Annotated in this window: 15 protein-coding genes and 1 other RNA gene; 5 read left to right on the top strand and 11 right to left on the bottom strand. The window is 28.2% G+C overall.

Features of this window, described 5'->3' with window-relative positions; genetic code table 11:
* Positions 1 to 732: 732 nt before the first annotated feature.
* Positions 733 to 1,584 carry a YitT family protein gene (locus tag ACUBP5_RS01565; RefSeq protein WP_482168548.1) on the bottom strand — a complete coding sequence of 284 codons (852 nt, stop codon included), beginning with the start codon at positions 1,582 to 1,584 and terminating at the stop codon, positions 733 to 735.
* A 102-nt stretch (positions 1,585 to 1,686) separates the two neighbouring features.
* Here ACUBP5_RS01565 and ssrA point away from each other — a divergent pair.
* Positions 1,687 to 2,092, top strand: a transfer-messenger RNA (tmRNA) gene (gene ssrA, locus ACUBP5_RS01560).
* Positions 2,093 to 2,470: 378 nt separating this feature from the next.
* On the opposite strand, the gene thiL is transcribed toward ssrA, so the two are convergent.
* Positions 2,471 to 3,529, bottom strand: coding sequence for a thiamine-phosphate kinase (thiL, locus tag ACUBP5_RS01555; RefSeq protein ID WP_482168547.1), 1,059 nt, complete (start codon positions 3,527 to 3,529; stop codon positions 2,471 to 2,473).
* A 1,418-nt stretch (positions 3,530 to 4,947) separates the two neighbouring features.
* Between thiL and proS the strand changes: the two genes are divergently transcribed.
* The 3 genes from proS to nadD all read left to right on the top strand — a co-directional run bounded on the left by proS (position 4,948) and on the right by nadD (position 9,100).
* The gene (proS, locus tag ACUBP5_RS01550; protein ID WP_482168606.1) at positions 4,948 to 6,423 is read left to right on the top strand and encodes a proline--tRNA ligase; all 1,476 of its coding nucleotides are present in this window, start codon (positions 4,948 to 4,950) and stop codon (positions 6,421 to 6,423) included.
* 475 nt (positions 6,424 to 6,898) lie between these two features.
* The gene (gene ruvC / locus ACUBP5_RS01545; protein ID WP_482168546.1) at positions 6,899 to 7,474 is read left to right on the top strand and encodes a crossover junction endodeoxyribonuclease RuvC; all 576 of its coding nucleotides are present in this window, start codon (positions 6,899 to 6,901) and stop codon (positions 7,472 to 7,474) included.
* A gap of 1,044 nt (positions 7,475 to 8,518) precedes the next feature.
* Positions 8,519 to 9,100, top strand: a complete 582-nt coding sequence (gene nadD / locus ACUBP5_RS01540) for a nicotinate (nicotinamide) nucleotide adenylyltransferase (RefSeq protein ID WP_482168545.1) — start codon at positions 8,519 to 8,521, stop codon at positions 9,098 to 9,100.
* A gap of 124 nt (positions 9,101 to 9,224) precedes the next feature.
* Here the strand turns inward: nadD and ACUBP5_RS01535 are convergent, their stop codons facing one another.
* Positions 9,225 to 9,455 carry a DNA polymerase gene (locus ACUBP5_RS01535; RefSeq protein WP_482168544.1) on the bottom strand — a complete coding sequence of 77 codons (231 nt, stop codon included), beginning with the start codon at positions 9,453 to 9,455 and terminating at the stop codon, positions 9,225 to 9,227.
* A 355-nt stretch (positions 9,456 to 9,810) separates the two neighbouring features.
* Here ACUBP5_RS01535 and ACUBP5_RS01530 point away from each other — a divergent pair, with 355 nt between their 5' ends.
* Positions 9,811 to 9,939: a hypothetical protein gene (locus ACUBP5_RS01530; RefSeq protein ID WP_482168543.1), complete on the top strand. Its 129-nt coding sequence runs from the start codon at positions 9,811 to 9,813 to the stop codon at positions 9,937 to 9,939.
* On the opposite strand, the gene ACUBP5_RS01525 is transcribed toward ACUBP5_RS01530, so the two are convergent.
* The 8 genes from ACUBP5_RS01525 to ACUBP5_RS01490 all read right to left on the bottom strand — a co-directional run bounded on the left by ACUBP5_RS01525 (position 9,931) and on the right by ACUBP5_RS01490 (position 20,265).
* Positions 9,931 to 11,898: a DNA polymerase gene (locus ACUBP5_RS01525; protein ID WP_482168542.1), complete on the bottom strand. Its 1,968-nt coding sequence runs from the start codon at positions 11,896 to 11,898 to the stop codon at positions 9,931 to 9,933. The genes ACUBP5_RS01530 and ACUBP5_RS01525 overlap by 9 nt on opposite strands.
* A 1,044-nt stretch (positions 11,899 to 12,942) precedes the next feature.
* A complete protein-coding gene (rlmB, locus tag ACUBP5_RS01520; protein WP_482168541.1) occupies positions 12,943 to 13,689 on the bottom strand; it encodes a 23S rRNA (guanosine(2251)-2'-O)-methyltransferase RlmB in 747 nt (248 codons plus the stop codon).
* Between the two features lie 995 nt (positions 13,690 to 14,684).
* Complete coding sequence (argH, locus tag ACUBP5_RS01515; RefSeq protein ID WP_482168540.1) at positions 14,685 to 16,022, bottom strand: argininosuccinate lyase; 1,338 nt, start codon at positions 16,020 to 16,022, stop codon at positions 14,685 to 14,687.
* Between the two features lie 466 nt (positions 16,023 to 16,488).
* Positions 16,489 to 17,862: a dicarboxylate/amino acid:cation symporter gene (locus ACUBP5_RS01510; protein ID WP_482168539.1), complete on the bottom strand. Its 1,374-nt coding sequence runs from the start codon at positions 17,860 to 17,862 to the stop codon at positions 16,489 to 16,491.
* Between the two features lie 149 nt (positions 17,863 to 18,011).
* Complete coding sequence (ung, locus tag ACUBP5_RS01505; RefSeq protein ID WP_482168605.1) at positions 18,012 to 18,674, bottom strand: uracil-DNA glycosylase; 663 nt, start codon at positions 18,672 to 18,674, stop codon at positions 18,012 to 18,014.
* A 692-nt stretch (positions 18,675 to 19,366) separates the two neighbouring features.
* Positions 19,367 to 19,480: a hypothetical protein gene (locus ACUBP5_RS01500; RefSeq protein ID WP_482168604.1), complete on the bottom strand. Its 114-nt coding sequence runs from the start codon at positions 19,478 to 19,480 to the stop codon at positions 19,367 to 19,369.
* A gap of 94 nt (positions 19,481 to 19,574) precedes the next feature.
* Positions 19,575 to 19,991 carry a fatty acid desaturase gene (locus ACUBP5_RS01495; protein WP_482168603.1) on the bottom strand — a complete coding sequence of 139 codons (417 nt, stop codon included), beginning with the start codon at positions 19,989 to 19,991 and terminating at the stop codon, positions 19,575 to 19,577.
* 4 nt (positions 19,992 to 19,995) lie between these two features.
* The gene (locus ACUBP5_RS01490; protein WP_482168538.1) at positions 19,996 to 20,265 is read right to left on the bottom strand and encodes a hypothetical protein; all 270 of its coding nucleotides are present in this window, start codon (positions 20,263 to 20,265) and stop codon (positions 19,996 to 19,998) included.
* Positions 20,266 to 20,277 lie beyond the last annotated feature (12 nt).

Below are 20,277 nucleotides of genomic sequence, written 5' to 3'. Positions count from 1 at the left end.
TTTAATACTAAAATATCTACTCATATTAATCAACTTCTTTATTAAATCAATTATAAAACAATAAATTACTGAATTTATCAATTTATATTTTTATAAATATATAATGATGAAGGTTATCATAAATTTTGTGCGCTCTTTTTTTATTATTCTATTTAAGAAATATTTTATACAGAATTAATATATGTAAAATACATCTTACAAAAAGATTAAGTGTTATGATATTTCTATTTTATAAGTCTAATTGTAGCAAGTATAGCAAAAGCATATATAAAACTTATAAGATCTTTTTCTGACAATTACTACTTCACAATACACTTTATTTAGTACTATAATTTAATATTTTGATTTTTTTGTTAAAGAGATTCACTATTAAAAATATTCTTATATCATAAACGCCCTTCTTCAAGGGGAAGATAATTTTTTAACTATAAAGTTCAAATCCATATATGCTAGTAAAAAAGGTTCTTTTCTCGAAGATAACTTTTAAATTAAATATTTCTTTCTCGTAATCAAACATTTTGATTATGAGATGATCTTCTAAAGATAAATTAAATATTATGTAGAATGTAGAGAAGTAAAATATAAAATAATATTTACGCTAATCTCTGTTTTATAGTCTTATTTAATGTATAATAATCAATAAAAATAATTAGTTCTATGAAACTCAACAGTAAGTTTTTAATTAAAAAAAAAATATTACTTAAAATAATTTTATTTTTAATAGACCTTGTTTTAATAAGGAGTTTTCTTTTTAACCATTCCTCCACGAACATCTTTAATACTTTGTGTAATTATAAAAGCATCAGCATCTATAAAAGTAACTTCATCTTTAAGCTTAGTAATTTCTAAACGAGTGATAATAGTAGATAAAATTTCCAATTTTTTAAGGTTATATCCACTCTTACCGCTATAAATAGTTACACCCCATCCAAGTTTTTTAATAATCATCTTTCGAACTTCCTCAGGATAAGTAGTAATAATTTTCACATCGGTATATTCTTCTATACCATCAATAATAAAATCTATAGTTTTTGAAGCGACAAGGTAGGTAAGAATTGAATAAAGTACTAATTCTATTGAAAATACCGTAGTAGCTATAAGAAAAATAATTACATTAATCATTATAATGACATCACTTACCGATAGATTCACATTACGGCTGAGATAAACAGCAAATACCTCTGTTCCATCAATAACACTTCCACCTCGTATAGCCATTCCTGTACCTGCACCTATAAAAAATCCTCCAAATAAAGAAGCTAATAATTTATCTTTCGTTACCTCAGGAAAATGTATAAAAGTTAAAACTAAAGCAAGAGTTAAAATAGCAAATAATGTTCTGAAAGCAAAATCTTTCCCAATTTGTCTAAGTGCAAGAATAATAAATGGAATATTGAAGATAATTAAAAATAATTGCATAGACCAAAAAGCAGAAGTGCTTTTAGCAAGTAATATTGAAATTCCGGTAATACCTCCATCTATAAAGGAACTTGGGAACAAGAAACTTTTTAACCCAAAAGCTGTACTCATTACCCCAAGAGCAATATTAATATATTGTCTTATAAATTTTGCTTTAAAGATCATAGTGTTCTTTCCTTACAGGAGAAACCGAGCAAATTAGTATAAATATTCAATTATTTCATAATAAGAACTAAATTTATTTACTTTGTGCTATTATTAATTTAAGGGGCTGAAAAGGAATTGACAGCAAGATTAATAGGTAAAGTAAGCATATCGTGCCATGTGAGGTAAACACGTAAATCTAGCATCACAATAATAATAAACGGCAACGAAAGCTATGCTCTTGCTGCTTAATACTAAAGTTTAGTAAGGATTAAGCCATGTCGACATTAGATGTCGAGGTGAGATATCTCTCAGAAGCCTTACCTATCGGCGTCTGATCAAGAGGTACCGTAAAAGAAAGGTTAGGAAAGTTAATTCTTCTAAAACTATCCGAAATTATTAAGAAGATAATCATCTATAGAAGTGCTCTTCTTTCAGTAGATGTTTGAAAAATAATGAAGAGATAAGTATGTAGAAAGCTTACTCATTACTTGTATGGACGCGGGTTCGACTCCCGCCAGCTCCACAAAATTCTACCAAAATTATTAATAAGTATTAAAGTTTAATTTAAAAGTTGGTTTTATCCCGATATAGGGATTTTTTAGGTAAAATGTATTCTCCTTAAAAACATAAACAACTCAAACTATCGTCATATTTTTTTTATAGGATAAAAATAATAATTTCTGATTTGACTAAAAAAGCTCTAGTAACATAACTAGATATAATACTGAATATTAGAGAATGTTAAGTAAAATATTTATAAATATTCTCACGATATTTTTATATTGGGTTTAGCACATATATGTAGTATACTTAAGTTAAGTATAACATATTATTACAAGATAATAAAATCCTATTTTATAATCTCTTCATGAGAGAAAAGTAAATGTTCAAAAATTTGATTATATCAATTTTTTGAACATGGTTTTTTAAAAAAAGCATCCCAACCTTGTGCAGTAATAGGCATTAATGTCCCCTCTTGGGTTAATATTTGTGCGCCTTCTCCTAAAGGAGTCATATGTCCTATAATTTTTAATAAAGGTTCCTTTTTAATTTTTTCATAATCTTTTAGAGCTATCGTAAAAAGTAATTCATAATCTTCTCCACCACTTAATGCAGCTAAAGTAGGATGTATTTTAAATTCTTTACAGGATAAAATAGTTTGAGAATTTATAGGGATCATATCTTCTAAAATTCTACAACCCAGTTCACTCTGATCACAAAGATGAAGAACCTCCGAAGCTAGTCCATCGGATATATCAATCATAGAAGTAGGTATAATATTAAGGGATCTAAGCAAATCAAAAATTTCTTTTTTTGCTTCGGGTTTAAGCTGACGTTCTATAAGATAATCATAGCCTTTAAGCTTTGGCTGCATATTAGGATTAACTTTAAAAACTTCGTATTCACGCTCAAGAACTTGCAATCCCATATAGGCAGCGCCTAGATCACCTGATACTACTAAAAGATCATTTGACCGAGCACCTTTGCGAAAAACAACATCTTTTTTATTAACTGTTCCTAAGGCCGTTACAGAAATCATCATCCCCATGCGAGAGGAAGAGGTATCCCCTCCTACGAGATCTACTTCATAGTACTTACAAGCTTGCTTAACGCCCATATAAAATTCTTCTAGAGATTCTAAATAGAATTTGTTAGATAGAGCTAATGATAGGGTAATTTGTGTAGGTCTAGCATTCATAGCGTAAATATCACTTAGACTAACTACTACAGATTTATATCCTAAATGTTTTAATGGGACATATGCTAAATTAAAATGGATACCCTCTAGTAATATATCAGTTGAAACTAATATCTGTTGATTATAGAATTCTAAAACAGCTGAATCGTCTCCTACAGCCTTTATGGTAGATAGATGTCTACAAGGCAAGTTTTGAGTTAAATATTTAATAAGATAAACCTTTCCAATTTGCTCAAGTGGAGTCTTAGCAGGGATTTTAATCATTTAAAATAAAATTTATATATTCTCATGCCTCTTAAGCAAAGATAAAGTATATCTTACTTTGCAAGTAATGTTAAAATTTTCAGAGTATTGAGGTTATTTATTATCCTTATAAAATTAACCAGTAGTCTTACTAAGGGGGTTAAGATCCTTTAAATAAATCTATTAGTTAAGGCCCCTAGAGTTATAAGTTTATTATAAATTTATAAGAGATTTTAAGGATTATACTTGGAGTAAATATATATTCATAAAGAAAATACCAATTTACATAACATACTTTCCTACTCTGCTTAATAGGGAGTCTATATTATATTGGTATTCATTTTCAAGTAATTAAAAACGTATTTATAGTGTATATTTTTTTTTTATTTAAAGCGTATTAATATCTAATATTAAATTAATAAATCTTAAATTCTAATATTTTATAATAATTTTATTATATAGATTTTAGAAAATAATTTTATAACGGTGTATAAGAATATAGTAAGACTATAAGCAATAGTTAAAGAAATGTAAAAAAAATAAAGTTTTTATAGAATCTAATAAACTCAAAAGAAGAAAGTATTTCTTATAGAAAAAGAACCTAAATCTTAGGTAAGATCATCTTATACTCCTATTAATTAGGAGTATAAATAATATATTTTTTTTCTTATAGAAAAAAAATATTTGAATTATTGATAATAAATATCTTTATCAAAGCTAAAATAAAGTGAAATTCAAGCTAAATAGAATAATAATTATTATCGGAAATCTTTTTTATAGAAAAATCATATTATTTAATCCTTTGTTTATACTATAATATAAGAGCTATTAGCTACTGATTTTTCTATAAAAAAATGACTTCTTAAAAACATGATTTTATTTATAATACTTTTCACAGGATCTTATTATTTAATATTATATTTAATTACTTCTAGTAAGGAGCTATGTAATTAATTTAACTTTTAATCATCTCTTTATATAAATTAATGATGTTATAACTAGTTAGTAGTAATAGAAAAAGTATTAATCTCTGCCTATATATCTTTAATCTGAGTACTAAATCGAGGCAATATTATCATATAATAAAGTATACCTATTTGTTTAAAACAGGTAAAATATATCCCTTCTTTAGGGGGGGGGATATTTTTATTAAATGCCGTAATATTCTTTGTTTTTCTATATTGGAAAAATTTTTTACTATACTTTTATATATTTACAACTTGATATTTTTAATATCGACTTTACTAAAAATTTACCTTTAACAAAAGTTATATATTTTTACTTTTTTTTAAAAAAAAAAATCACAAGCCACTCAATCCCTTATTAAGGGAATACCATAAAAATTATTTTATACTCTTCAAAAGGGGGATAAAATAAGGGGTATTATGATTTTTTTCACATAAATTATTTTTTTTATTTCATAATCATCGCAAAAAAAAATTATGGCTTCACTTACTCCACGAAAAAAGGATTATTCTAAATGGTATAACGAATTGGTAATGAAATCAGATTTAGCTGAGAACTCTGGTGTGAGAGGATGTATGATTATTAAACCTTATGGATTTTCTATATGGGAAAAAATACAGGTAATCCTTGATAAAATGTTTAAAGCCACAGGCCATCAAAATGTTTACTTCCCCCTTTTTATCCCAAAATCCTATCTCTCGAAAGAAGCTAAACACATAAAAGAATTTGCTAAAGAATGTGCTATAGTAACTCATTATCGGTTAAAAAGTTCTTCTAATGTTAAAGATTTAGTTGTAGATCCACATGCTCAACTTGAAGAAGAATTAATCATACGTCCAACCTCAGAAACGATCATATGGGAGAGTTACCGAAAGTGGATTAAATCTTATCGAGATCTTCCATTGTTGCTTAATCAATGGGCAAATGTAGTGCGTTGGGAAATGCGTACTCGCCCGTTTCTACGTACCTCTGAATTTCTTTGGCAAGAAGGACATACTGCTCATGAGAGTAAAGAAGATGCTATATATGAGGCAGAAAGAATGCTAGAGATATACGCCCATTTCGCAGAAAACTTCATGGCCATCCCCGTTATTAAGGGGACTAAAAGTCTAAGTGAGCGCTTTGCAGGAGCGAAAGAAACCTTCTGCATTGAAGCAATAATGCAAGATGGCAAAGCACTACAGATGGGTACTTCTCATTTTTTAGGACAAAATTTTGCTAAGGCTTTTGATGTGAAATTTATCAATAAATTAGGTGAACAAGAATATGTATGGGCTACTTCATGGGGATGTTCTACTCGTTTAATAGGAGCATTAATAATGACTCATTCAGATGATCACGGCCTAGTATTGCCCCCTAAACTTGCTCCTATTCAAGTAGTGATTATCCCTGTTTATAAAAATCAACAGCAACACAGAGCTATTAACGAAGTTGCTATAGCAATAAAATCTTCTCTTGAAGCTAAAAATATCCTTGTAAAATATGATAATGAAGAACATCAAACTCCGGGATGGAAATTCAACGAATATGAAATGAAAGGCATACCATTGCGCATTACAATAGGACCAAGAGATCTTGAAAAAAACCAAACGGAACTCTTTAGAAGAGATCTGATGGAAAAACGATTGGTTTTGCAAAAAGATTTAGAAAATCAAATCCCTAAATTATTAGAGGACATTCAGAAAAATATTTATCAAAAAGCTCTAGAACGGGGAAAAGCGTACATTACCTATGTAAATGGATACGAAGATTTTAAGAAAATTATAAATGAAAAAGGTGGATTCCTCTCAGCACATTGGGACGGTTCAGTTGAAACAGAAAGGAAAATAAAACAAGAAACTAAAGCTACAATACGATGTATACCATTAATTCCCATTAAAGAAAAAGGAGTATGCGTATATTCGGGGAAGCCCTCTTTACAACGCGTGCTCTTTGCCAGAGCATACTGAAAATCATTTCTAAATGATTTTAAGATTATCTCTGGATTAGTTTATCTAATCCATGTAATAATTTTAATTTAATTGGGTTTTTTTATTTTATTATAGTTGAATAACTTTCCTGAACCTAATTATGAATGCTTAAAATATTATCACTTTAACTTATTCCTATTTCAGAATATCGGACTGGGTGATTATCATTAATAACTATCGTATAATAATACATATTAATAGGATCTCTAAACTTTCCAGAATAGGCTAGTAAAAATCAAAAAACTTTTGATTTTTACTATACCTTCTTTAAAATCATAAGAAAAAATATGATCTTAAATTTTGTATTTAACGAAATACCAGTAGCCATTTTTTTATAATCTTAAATTTAAGATATAAATAATATATTATTGATAATTCTTAATAATAGAATTTTGTTCATAATCTTAAGGTTACCTTTTAAAAGAAAACTCAATATATTTTTGATAAAATGCCTATGGAAATAATCTCGAGAAAAAAAAACCAAGTTCAAAAAAGTATTGTACTCGGAATAGATCCAGGTACAAACATTATGGGATTTGGTATAATTAAAAGCAAAGCATCAGACATAGAATTCATAACTATGGATAAGCTAATTTTAAATAAAACGCATTCTCACAACTTACGACTGAAGAAAATATTCGAAAAATCTATTGCCCTAATTGATGAGTTCCTTCCGGATATATTAGCAATAGAAGCTCCTTTTCTTGGCAAGAACGTACAATCTATGCTTAAGCTCGGACGCGCTCAAGGGGCAGCAATGGTAGCTGGTCTCTATAAGGAATTACTAGTATACGAATACTCACCTCGAAAGATTAAGATGTCTATAACTGGGAATGGGAATGCTTCAAAAGAACAAGTAGCTAGTATGTTAAGTTGTTTATTAGGTATCCAAAAGCTCCCCTCTATCCATTTAGATGCTAGCGATGGACTAGCCGCGGCGGTTTGCTACCATTTAAATAAGACTACAATAAAAAATTTACATAAATCTCCTTATCAAGGATGGGGATCTTTTCTTAAGAAGAATACTTAATGTGTTAGTTGATAATTTATGAAAAAAAACTTTAGTGACTAGTGCAACAGGATTATTAGGAACTCATCTACTACTGTCTCTTCTACAAGAGAATCAGTCAATACTTGTCTTGAGAAGAAAAAATAGTAGTTGCGATAACATTTATCGATTATTTGATTACTATCAGTATGGAAAATCTAAAACGTTGTTTAATAAAATAGAATAAATAGAGACAGATATTCTTAATATATACAGTCTAGATGAGACTTTGAAAGGAGTAGCTAAGATATATTATACAGCTGAAATAGTAAATTTTAATAGTAAGGAGGAAAAAACTTGTGCGCATCAATGTTGATCAATACATCTGCTCTGGTAAATGCATCTATTAAAGTTGGTATAGACAAATTTTGCCATATAAGCAGCCATAGCTACTCTTGGAGGGAAGGAAGGGCGACATATCACCGAAAAATCCTATTTTCAAAATCATACAGAAGCCTCTGTTTATACTCATTCAAAATATCTGGGTGAAATAGAAGTATGGAGGGCTATTCAAGGGATTAAAGGCAGTTATTATCTATCCAGACGTGATTCTAGCCTTTTTTCTTTTGGGAAAGAAAGCTATATCGGAAGACTCTTTAAAGAGGTTCAAAATATAGAATCTTTTTATATGAAAGGATCAAATGCATACGTAGATGTCAGGTATCTTATAAAATGCTGTATAGGACTTATGAAGAATATATTTATAAACCAAAGTTATATTGTTATCGATGAAAATAAATCTAATAAATATGTTATTTCAAAAATCCGAAAGGATCTAGAATACTCTTTTCCACTATTAATTAGCGAGACAAAGCTACGTAAGATTTATAGATTAAACCGCTTATCAGCTTTATTTTAGTCGCCACAAAAATCTTTTATTAAATAATATGGTGATATATTTCCCAAATAGCTATAATTTATTACTCTAATAAAAAAGTATGAAAAGATTTGAATTATCAATTTATGCGAGTTGATCTATCATTAAATGAGCATATTAAACATTATAAAAAAGAATTCTTATAAGGTATGGAAATAGGTCTATTTTTTGGTTCATTTAATCCTCCCCATATAGGACATATTATTGTAGCTAATCATATACTCGAATATACCTCTATACAAAAAATCTGGTTTATTGTATCACCTCATAATCCACTTAAAGATCCGTTGAATCTCTTAGAAGGAGAAAAGCGATTATTTATGACTCAGCTCGCTATTGAGGATTATGAAAATATGGAGATATCAACTATAGAATTTAAACTACCTCGACCTTCCTATACCATAGATACACTTAATTTACTAAAAGATAAATACCCAAAAGAGCATTTTAGATTAATTATGGGAGAAGATCTTATTAGAGATTTTCCTAAATGGAAGGAATCGGATACTCTATGTAAACAATATAAACCTTATATATATCCACGTTTCCCTTTTCATGGTTCTAGATATAGAAATTTAAAAGCTACCAATTATATAACAGCGCCTCTTATAGAGATATCAGCTTCTTTTATACGCTTAGCTATTAAAGAAGATAAAAACGTTCGGCCATTTCTACCTATTAGCGTATGGGAATACATCATGAGTCGAAATTTGTACAAAAAAAAAAACTAATTTTCATATAGACAAGCTTCTAACCAGTTACGTCCTATCCTTATCTCCATTATTAAAGGAATATAGGTTTTTATTGCTATTTGCATATGTGTGAGCACGAGTTTTCTAACAACATCGACCTCATTTATTTTAGCACATCAAATACTAGTTCATCATGTACTTGAAAAATCATTTTACTCTGTAGATTTTTTTCTTTAAAACTTTTATCTATATGAATCATAGATAATTTAATAATATCAGCTGCACTTTGCTGTATAGGTATATTAATGGCATTATGTTCAGCATATTTGCGTATTACACTATTAGATGAATTGATATCGAGGAGATAAAAATAACGTCCTAAAATGGGTTTCACAAAACCAAGATTACGAGCTCTTATAAGCTGATCAGATATATAAGCTTTTAAGTATTAGGTATATATTATAACAAAATTCAACGAGCTTTTCAGCTTCTGAACAAGAAAGATCACTTTTCTTGTTAAAACTAAAAGCTGATACCCCGTAAATAATTCCAAAATTGGCTGTTTTAGCTTGACTTAGCTGCTTACGTGTAATGGGATTATAAAAGATATATTAAATATTTTAGAGGCTGTATAAACATGAATATCCTTTTTTCTTAGGAAAACCTCTTTCATTTACTGATCACTACTTAATTCAACGATAATGCGTAATTCTATTTGCGAATAGTTAGCTGATAAAATAAAATAATTTTTGTCACAAGGCACAAAAGATTTTCGCACTTGCTATCCACATATATTGCGCATAGGGATATTATATGGATTCGGATCAATAGAACTCAAACGGCCTATTGTAGTAATAGTTTGTTTTAAACTAATGTGAATTTCGACCACTTTTATCATTAATTTTCTTAGAAAACACATTAATAAAAGTATATTTAAGTTTTTGAAGTGTTCTATATTCTAAAATATCATTTATTATAATATGTTCATGAACTATTTTTGTTAAAATATCGTCTGAAAGAGTATATTGTCTAGTTTTGGTTTTTTTAAATTGATTAGCTATTTTTAGCTTCTCAAAAAGTATTTTTCCAAGCTGTCTAGATGAATTAATATTAAAAATTTCGTCAGCAATTTGATAAATTTTTTGTTCAATAGATTTTAAATCTTTTTCAAGCTCTTTAGAGATAGAAATCAAAACAGACTTATTTAAATAAAATCCTTTTATTCCCATAGTAGCTAAAATAGACATCAAGGGCATTTCCATTTTATGGAAAAATTCTTTTAATCTATAACTAGCAAGTTTGGAATCTAAAATGTCTTTAATTTGAAGAATAATGTCAGGTTTAGTCTCCAAAGTTAATTCTGCATCAAGAATACTTAATTGATATCCGTTCCCCTCACATATAAATTTCTCAAGAAAGAGATCTTTTTTGTATTTTAAAAAATTAACATAGAGTTTGTTTATACTATAAGATATATTAGGATTAATAAGACAATAGGCAATTATTATATCATAAAAAGGCCCTTTAGGAAAAAGTCCATACTTAGAAAGTACTTTAAGATTATATTCAAGATTATACCCTACTTTCAAAATTCGTCCATCTTCAAAGAAAGGATTAAATATTTTTAGAATACCAAAAGTTTGATCAAAATTTTCTAAAAAGCTCATATAATAACTCGTGCCTTTTTCATAACTAAATGCTATGCCTATAATATCTCTATTGAAAGCGTCAAATCCAGTAGTAGTTTCGATATTGAAAACTACCGTTTTTTGTTTTAAAAGTTCTTTGGATAATATTTTATAGGCAGTTTGAGTATCTATAAGTTGATAGATAGGAGTTAAATTATCAATCTGATTAGGATAATATACCTGTTTTTTAGGAATATGATCAAAAATTAGGGTTTGTTGGCCCATTAAGGACTCTTTTAAAGAGAACCTATTAATTTTTGATAAAAAACCTTTGAAAAAAATGCTATAAACCTTATCAAGTAATTTTATAAATTCGAGATTTTCGAAAATTCTTTTAACATTATTCATATCTGGAATAGATATCAACAACTTTTGTTCATCCCATTCTATTGGTACATTGGTTATTATAGTTGCTAATTTTTTAGAGATTAGGCCTAATTCTTTATTTTCTTCTATCTGTTCTCTTATCTTGCCACTAAGTTCTTTACTATGAGCGAGTAAATTCTCTAAGTTCCCATATTTTTTAATAAACTTTTTAGCAGTCTTCTCTCCTATACCAGGTAATCCAGGGATATTATCTGCCGCATCACCCATCATACCTAGAATATCTATTACTTGTCTTGGATTATGGACCTCAAAACGTTGACAAACTTCGTGAACTCCAATAATCTCTACAGAATTTCCTCTAGATGCGGGTTTGTATATTTTTATATTATCGGTTACAAGTTGTGCAAAATCTTTATCAAAAGTAACTATATAGGTAATGTAAGCATTATCCTGAGCTTTTTGGACTAGCGTTCCTATAACATCATCTGCTTCATATCCTTCAGCCCAAAGAATGGGAATATTAAAGGCTTTTAAAATATCGTGAATATAAGGGATTGATATACGAATAGCATCAGGAGTTTCTTTCCTATTAGCTTTATATTGAGGATATTCCTTTTTTCTAATGCTTGGGCCTACATCAAAAACTACAGCTATATGCGTAGGTCGTTCTTTTAATATCAGATCTAAAAGAAAATTAGTGAATGTCAAAATGGCTGATGTATTAATTCCCTTGGAATTAATAATGGGATTTTTAATAAGAGCGTAGTATCCTCTAAAAATCAGGGCATATGCGTCGAGTAAAAAAAATCTTTTATCTGCCATAGGTAGAGAGGAAGTTGGAGGAGGAGGGTAGGATAAGAAGGCTTAATAGAACTATATTTTAGCTCAAAAGTATCTTTTTCCCCATAAAAACCCGTTTATTTTAGTGAAAATTAATGATAACATAGCATTATAGTTAATATATTTTTTTGCATATTCACTAACACTTAGTAATAAAATTTAATTATACTATATAAAGATTTATACTACTATTTTTATTTTATAAATAAAAACTATTTCTAGTAACATTTTTTTGATAAAAAAAGTACATTATGATCTTAGGTAGTATTAGTAAATAAAATACTAAGATGTATAAACATAAATCTTTATTTATGAACAGTAAAATAATTTATTAAAATTAATCGAAAATACCTACCTAAATAAAATTTAGGTTGTTTTAAATAGAAAAGGTAACCTTAATTAATAATTTTATTATGATAAGATAATAAACACTCTTTTTAAGAAACCTTTAAACATACACTTAAATGCCTAAGTTAACTTTTAGGCTATTTAATCATATAAATAGCCTAAGAAAAACCTAATAATATTAACTTAAAAATATATCGAATTGGCTAAATAAGTAATATTTTTTTATCTATAATCTCCTATATATGCCTCTTTGATAAGAATTTTACTTTTTTTAAATCAAAAAATAGATTAAATAATAAATATTAGTATTTGTTTAGTAATAATCTCGTGATTTTATTAAAAAATAATAACTTGAAAAAATATGATCTATGTCCTTATTAAACATATCTAATTCTAACAGCTAGATAAAAACTGATTTTTATATTTTTCTTCTCTTAAAGAGAGATAAAAAATAGAGAAATCTTCTATTAATATAACTATTAAGCTAATTACAATATATTTTATATTGTAAAAAATAAATTTTTATATGAATGTATATTTAGACCATTAAAAATATTTTAAAAAACGCTTTGGATAAAACTCATATGAATACTAAAAAAATAAAATATAAGAATAATAAATTATCTTTTCTTTAAGATTATCCTCACGAAGGATATTAAAAACTTGCCATTAAGTTTTTTATGATATTGATCGCTGACGTAAGATTTCATAAAGCAATGCTCCACAGGCAACAGATACATTTAACGAACTAATCTCTCCAAATACAGGCAATTTTAGCTTTTCATCAGCAAGAACTAAACAAGAATATGAAATGCCTTTTTCTTCATTGCCTAGTAATACTGCTAAGGGCCCTGAAAGTTCAGACTTATAAAAAATAGTTTTAGTTTTTTCAGTAGCGGCTATAAGCCGTATACCTGAATTTTTCAAAAAACGTAAGCTTTTCGGTAAATTATTTTCTCTGCAGATAGGTACCCTAAAAAAAGCCCCAGCAGAGGTTTTGATCGCATCAGCATTTATAGGAGCAGATCCTCTTGCAGGTATAATAACTGCATTAACTCCTGCACACTCAGCAGTACGAACAATAGCCCCAAAGTTTCGGACATCGGTAATCCTATCAAGTACAAGTATTAAAGGCGTCTTGCCTTCTTCATAAATCTTGGGAATAATATCTTCAAGTGAATGAAAATCAACAGGAGATATAAAAGCAACTACTCCTTGGTGATTCTTCCGTATAAGCCGATTAAGTTTTTCGAAAGGAACGCTTTGAAAAGGAAGGCGATATTTTTTGAAAAGTTCATATAGAATCTTATAATTCTCACCTTGCAACCCCTTTTGAAGGAAAATTTTATTAAAGGTTTTACCTGATTCTATGGCCTCTATCAAGGGATGTATGCCATATATAGGGTTCAAATAAGAATAACTCAAATAGCAAATTATCTAATCTTACTAATTTACGATTTTTTTTTTACTAAAAGTATACATTACTTAATATAAGTATATAAATACTAGCTTATCAGCTAGTAACAATTAATAGTCATTGTAAATATTATTTACATGACTATTAAATAAAATAGATAGGTCTAATAATTTTAACATAAATTTCTTAAAATTTTGATTACTTTTAAATTGATAATTATCTATTTTAGATAGATTTATATAGATAAAAATTATAGTCTTGCCTTAAAAAAGGATATATTTATTTAAATAATAAACTTAGTACATCATAATTGGGAAAATAAAAAATATAAATATTAAGTTAAAAAATCACATAAAAAGTAAGGTTGTTATCAGTATGAAAATTAAAGCTTCTCTAGATCCTAGAGAATAGATAAAATAAAATCTGTAAAGGGATAATTTATTATTATTTTTAGGTTCTATTAAGATTAATACATAACTTATATTTCTATTATAGATAGAACGCTAATTTAATAGATTATCAATATGATAGAGAGAGACCAATTAACCTTGATTTGTGAATTGTAAAGTTCACAATCTTAATTATAAAAATCTCTAAAAATAAATATACTTATAGCTAAGTATTTTTTGATAAAAAAAATAGATAAAAAGATCTAAAATGTACAATAAAAAGTTGTAATAAACAAAAACGTGTTTATAAATACGAGATTATAGAAAAGTTACGTTTAATAAAAAAACAAAATGTATTATCTATCTTTTCTTATTTAGAAAAAATATCATATTAAAATGAGACGAGAAAATCCTGATATATTTACATATCATATCTCCATATAAATACTAGTGGGAGGAAAGTGATAAATATAATCTATACGAGACATGTATAAGCATTATTTACTTTTAATGACCTTTTTTATCTAATCTATTAGTATAATAATTCTTAATATTATATGCTTTTTAAAACATTTTTTTATAGCTGCAATAAAAATCTATCAAAAGATAGATTTTTATTGCTCTTCTAGTAATCCACGTTCAGCTTTCTCTATTTTTTCAAAATTAAAAGAATTAAGTGTATTTTTCATCACTTCCTGAATTTGTTCATTACAGAGATTCCCTATACTACCTTCATGGGTGTGCGATATTTTTTTTAAAGGGTAAAAACGGTTCTCTTTAATATCAATGCTAACCTTTTTATAGGCTTCTCGAAAAGACATACCTTTTCGTACATAGGTATTGACTAGCTCCACACTAAAAACATAGCGGTACTTATCATCATTTATTACTTCATCATTAATAATGATATGCTTAAGCATATAACTAGTAATATCTAAAGCATCTTTTAGTTGTCTGAAAACGGGCAAAAAACACTCCTTAATAAGCTGGAAATCACGATGATACCCTGAAGGTAAATTAGTAATAATCATGGTAATTTCATTAGGGAGAGCGTTTATCTTATTACAACGAGCACGAAGAAGTTCGAAAACATCAGGATTTTTTTTATGAGGCATAATACTTGATCCAGTAGTAAGTTGATCAGGGAAAGAAACAAAGCCAAAATTTTGACTTGTATATAAACATATATCTTGAGAGAATCTGGCTAAGGTAGAGGCTAATGAAGCTAGAGCATTTGCTACTAACCTTTCGCTTTTGCCACGACTCATCTGAGCATAGACAACATTATAGTTTAAATCTTCAAAACCAAGCAATTTTGTGGTCATACTGCGATTTAAAGGGAATGAAGAACCATAACCAGCAGCTGATCCTAAGGGATTTTTATTAATTACACGATAAGCCCCATGTAATATTAATAAATCATCTGCAAGGCTTTCAGCATAAGCAGCGAACCAAAGCCCGAAAGAAGAAGGCATAGCTACCTGATAATGAGTATAACCTGGAATAAGAATTTTCTTATAGCACTCGCTAAGTTTTATTAGAGTATTAAAAAGTCTATAAACATAATTAACTATGTTCTGGATTTCTTTTCTCATAAAAAGCCTTAAATCAAGCAACACTTGATCATTACGCGAACGTCCACTATGTATTTTTTTGCCTATTTCTCCAAGACGTCTCGTTAAGATAATCTCTATTTGTGAGTGAATATCTTCTACAGTATCTTCGATATAAAAATGACCTATGATAATCTCTCTATGAATTTTTCTAAGTTCATTAACTAAAGTTTTTAATTCATTTTTTTTCAATAACTCTATGCTTTCAAGCATATAGATATGTGCTATGGTGCCTATAACATCATGAGGAGCTAAAAGTAAGTCTAACTCACGATCATTACCTACAGTAAACTTTTCAATTTCTTTACTGATATCAAAATCTTTTTTCCAAAGTTCCACTTTTATCCTCCTATGTTAATATGCGAAAATAGCTTAAAAAAACATTTTTTTAAGCTATTCCTTCGGCCTACCATCTGATATATTTTTTGAATCCTATATCATCCGTAGATTAATTTAACCCTTAATAAGGTATCTCATAGTATAATAATGATAAAACTTCCTACAAGGAAAAATAAAAGTCTTCAAGATTAATTAAAGAAATTTGATAATTTAGTTTATCAGAGGATAATAAATAAATAAGAAACATTTTAAGAAAAAAAAAGTAGTTGAGAAAATCTATATCCCTTGGTAAAAAATTACATATATATTATTATTCTTCAAAAAAAATGGAGGGGGAGATTATAAGAAAGCTATATCTACAGGATGTATGTCTTGGATAGTAATGAGGGTTATAATATTTTAACAGAACTTTTAAATCTTATAGTTGTATATAGTAAAAGGCTAACTTAAACTCTAAAAATGGGAATTAACCTTCTTTAAGGTAATTGAGAGCTTTCTGATCATCAAATTCTCCTTCCCATCGGGCAATAACACAACTAGCTAGAGCATTACCTATAACATTTACAGTAGTACGCGCCATGTCCATAAGTTCATCAATACCGACAATGGCTATTATAGGCCAAATTGGTAACCCAAAAGAATTAGCAGTTCCGAGTAAAATTACCATAGAAGCTCTAGGGACACCTGCTACACCCTTACTTGTAAGAATAAGTGTTAAGCATATAAAGATCTGATGAGCAATGCTAAGTTCAATTCCAGCAGCCTGGGCCACGAAAATAGAAGCTAAAGAAAGATATAAGGTAGTCCCATCTAAATTAAAACTATAGCCTGTAGGAACGACAAAAGCTATAATTTTACGGGGAACTCCTAACTTTTCAAAGTTCTCCATAATAATAGGTAGAGCAGCCTCAGAAGTGGTTGTGGCAAAAGCTAAAGATACTGGCTCAGAAAGAGCTTTGATAAAAGCTTTTATGGGCACCTTTATATAAAGCAGTATAGGTAGTAAAACTAACAATAAAAAGAAGAATAAAGCTACATATAAAGTTATTAAAAGTTTAAAAAGATTATAAAGAACCTCTAAGCCCATATGCCCTACTGTATAGGCAATAGCTGAAAATACCCCTATAGGAGCGAAATACATGATTAGTCGAGTAAATTTAAACATAGTAGCAGATAAACTTTCCATAAAATCTAGTAAGGGTTGACGATTCTCCTTGTTGAGCATCGCCAGTGCTATACTAAAAAGTATTGAAAAAACCACTATAGCTAGAGTATCTCCATGATAAATAGATTTTACAAAATTTTCAGGGAAAACGTGTAGAATAATCTCTTGCCAATTTTGAGGTTCCACTTGGGGTAAAGGATCAGGCATTTGTATAGGCGGAGTGATCCCTACACCTGCTTTTGAAATATTGATCGCCGCTAATCCGATAATCAAAGCTATAGTAGTTACTATTTCAAAGTAAAGTATAGATTTCCAACCTATTCTCCCAAGCTGACGGATATTAGCATGGCCAGCTATCCCAACAACTAAAGTAGAAAATAGAATAGGAGCTACAATGGAACTAATAAGTTTTAAAAATATTTTAGAGAGAAATCTTAAATCCACCGCTAATTTAGGAAAATCCAGTCCCACTTCAACTCCAATAACCATAGAGATAAGAATCCAGTTGGTAAGATTTTTTTTATTTAACGTATGAATAATAAAAATGAATAGTATTACCCATCTAAAAATTGAGAGTTTAAATGATTCAAGACCTAATTTATTTTTCAAAAAGTGAACAATGGTATAAAATAATATAGCAACGAACCCGAAAAACAACCACTGATTCTTTCTCATTAATTTAAATTTTTAGGAAATATTTTTAACAGAAATTAAAAAAAACACAGTGTAAATATGCAAAAAATTATAGAATTTTAAAAAATATTATGGAAACGAATAAAAAAAAGAATAAAATATAGCGCTTTATTTTTTATAAAGAGAATTCATTACCAATCTATTGGTAAAATATTTTTTCCTATTAAAAAAGCATTTGCCTTGCTAAAGTGACGTGATCCGAAAAAACCCTTATGTGCAGAAAAAGGAGAAGGATGTGTTGTTGAAAGAACGAGATGACGATTACGATCTATAAATTTGCCTTTTTTTTGGGCATAAGCTCCCCATAAAAGAAAGACTAAATCCTTTTTCTCTTTTGAAAGTTTTTTTACAACTTTATCAGTAAAAATTTCCCAACCTTTATTTTGATGGGATCCCGCTCTAGAAGCTCGAACAGTAAGGATAGAATTTAATAAAAGAACTCCCTGTTGAGCCCAACGACTCAAGTTCCCATTTTTAGGATAAAGCTTACCCAAATCATCATGAATTTCTTTAAATATATTTCGTAAAGAAGGCGGGAAAAGAATTCCTTTACGGACAGAAAAGCAAAGACCATCGGCTTGATTAGGACCATGATAAGGATCTTGTCCTAGGATTACTACTTTCGTCTGCTCAAAAGAGCAATGATTAAAACAAGAGAATATTTCTCCTCCCTTAGGATAACAAATAGTTAGTTTATACTCTTTACGCACGAATTCAACAAGCTCTATAAAATATAGTTCTTTAAATTCATCTGAGAGGTTAACTCTCCAGTCAGTGGCTATTTTTACTTCTATCATAGAATTAAATTTTTATTAAGTAATCCTTATAATAAGGATTTTTTTAAGTATGATTGAATATAAATAACTTGACTAATAAAATTTATATATTATTTTATAACTTTTATATATAAGCTAATACGTTGTGTAAATCATTAACTTTTATGTTAAAAAAACATTTAAATTATCTCACTAAAAAAATGCAAATTTTTAGAGTTTTTTTGTGTTTAAAAATAAGGAGGACGTTATGTTAATACCGTAAAGTAATTTACTTATTTTAATAAAATGCAGCTTGTTATCTTCTATATAGAAGTAGTTTAAATTAACTCATATGCATTAGTTTTTACTAACCTTATCGTTTTTACTTTGATATCATTTATCTCTAAGATTTTTATACAAAATAGGATATTTTATAGATACTTGCGATTATAAAGAACAGCTAAAAATAAATTTTTTTTATCTCTTGATATTTTAAACTGATGATACTTTAATGCTATTTATATAGAGGCTTAAGAGTTAAAAATATTTCAGTTAAATTCATGATTTATACAATCTTAATTTTTTTATATAATTGATAATACGTTTGTCTACTTATTTTTATAGATGATATGAAACTTAATTCATGTATAATATCGATAATAATCTCTGAAAAAGATCATACGTTGGTCTTGCTCATCCCAAAGTTTATGAAAAACACATTTAAAGCTACTCTAGAAATTTAGAGTAGTTACATATTTATTAAAAATAGGATTATGGTGCTGACATCTTGAAAGACTATAAAATGGTATTTTAGGAGCTAAATGATGAGTATGATGATACCCTATATTCCCTGTAATCCAGTGCCCAAACTTGGAGAGATTATAATAAGAGCGGCCCTTTATAGCTGCTATAAGAAAATCCCAATCAGACTTCCATTCTTTATAGAATGGGGTTATGCTGATGTTGAATATAAAATACCCAAATAGCTACTATCGCAAAAGTAATTATTATAGGAATATATAGTATGATAAGTTTTACATAACCTATGATAGCACCTAAAAATATATAAAAAATTAAAAGGTAGATATTACATAATATTATAGATCTCTTTTCTTTTCCCCAACCTTTCACATTAATGAAAGGGAATCGATTATGTATAAAAATATAATAAATAGGACCTAAAAAAAACATTACTGGTAAAGATCGATAGATCCTATAACGCCATTTTTTTAAAAAACTTAAAGACTTATATTCATGAACGGTAAATATAGTGATATCTCCAATATCTCTAGAATCAAGTTGAGCATTATGTACATGATGGTAATTATGTGTGCGTGCCCAATATTTAAAAGGAATAGAGCTAAATAAAGTACAAATAAATCCAAATAATAAAAATTCTTACCATAATTAACCCATTCAATAAAGCTAAAACCATAGTAAGCATAAGCGAGTAGTAATAGGTAAAACACATTAAAACAAATATGGCTATAAAAGGTAAAAAAGTGTTTAAAATTTGTATAAATGCCTTATGTTGATCAGGTAAGGCATAAGGGGTTACCCAATCTTCCCAATTTTTTAATTCCTTTTTAAAATTTGAATACTCTTTCTTTTCCAGAATACTAAAATACAATAAGATAATTAA

Source organism: Candidatus Insignibacter tubulum, assembly GCF_056790205.1.
This window is presented reverse-complemented; position numbering and strand designations above follow the sequence as displayed.

Coding starts and splice junctions, on each gene's coding strand:
- ACUBP5_RS01565 (WP_482168548.1), bottom strand. CDS start 1,584: ATGATCTTTAAAGCAAAATTTATAAGACAATATATTAATATTGCTCTT.
- nadD (WP_482168545.1), top strand. CDS start 8,519: ATGGAAATAGGTCTATTTTTTGGTTCATTTAATCCTCCCCATATAGGA.
- thiL (WP_482168547.1), bottom strand. CDS start 3,529: ATGATTAAAATCCCTGCTAAGACTCCACTTGAGCAAATTGGAAAGGTT.
- ACUBP5_RS01510 (WP_482168539.1), bottom strand. CDS start 17,862: ATGAGAAAGAATCAGTGGTTGTTTTTCGGGTTCGTTGCTATATTATTT.
- ruvC (WP_482168546.1), top strand. CDS start 6,899: ATGGAAATAATCTCGAGAAAAAAAAACCAAGTTCAAAAAAGTATTGTA.
- ACUBP5_RS01525 (WP_482168542.1), bottom strand. CDS start 11,898: ATGGCAGATAAAAGATTTTTTTTACTCGACGCATATGCCCTGATTTTT.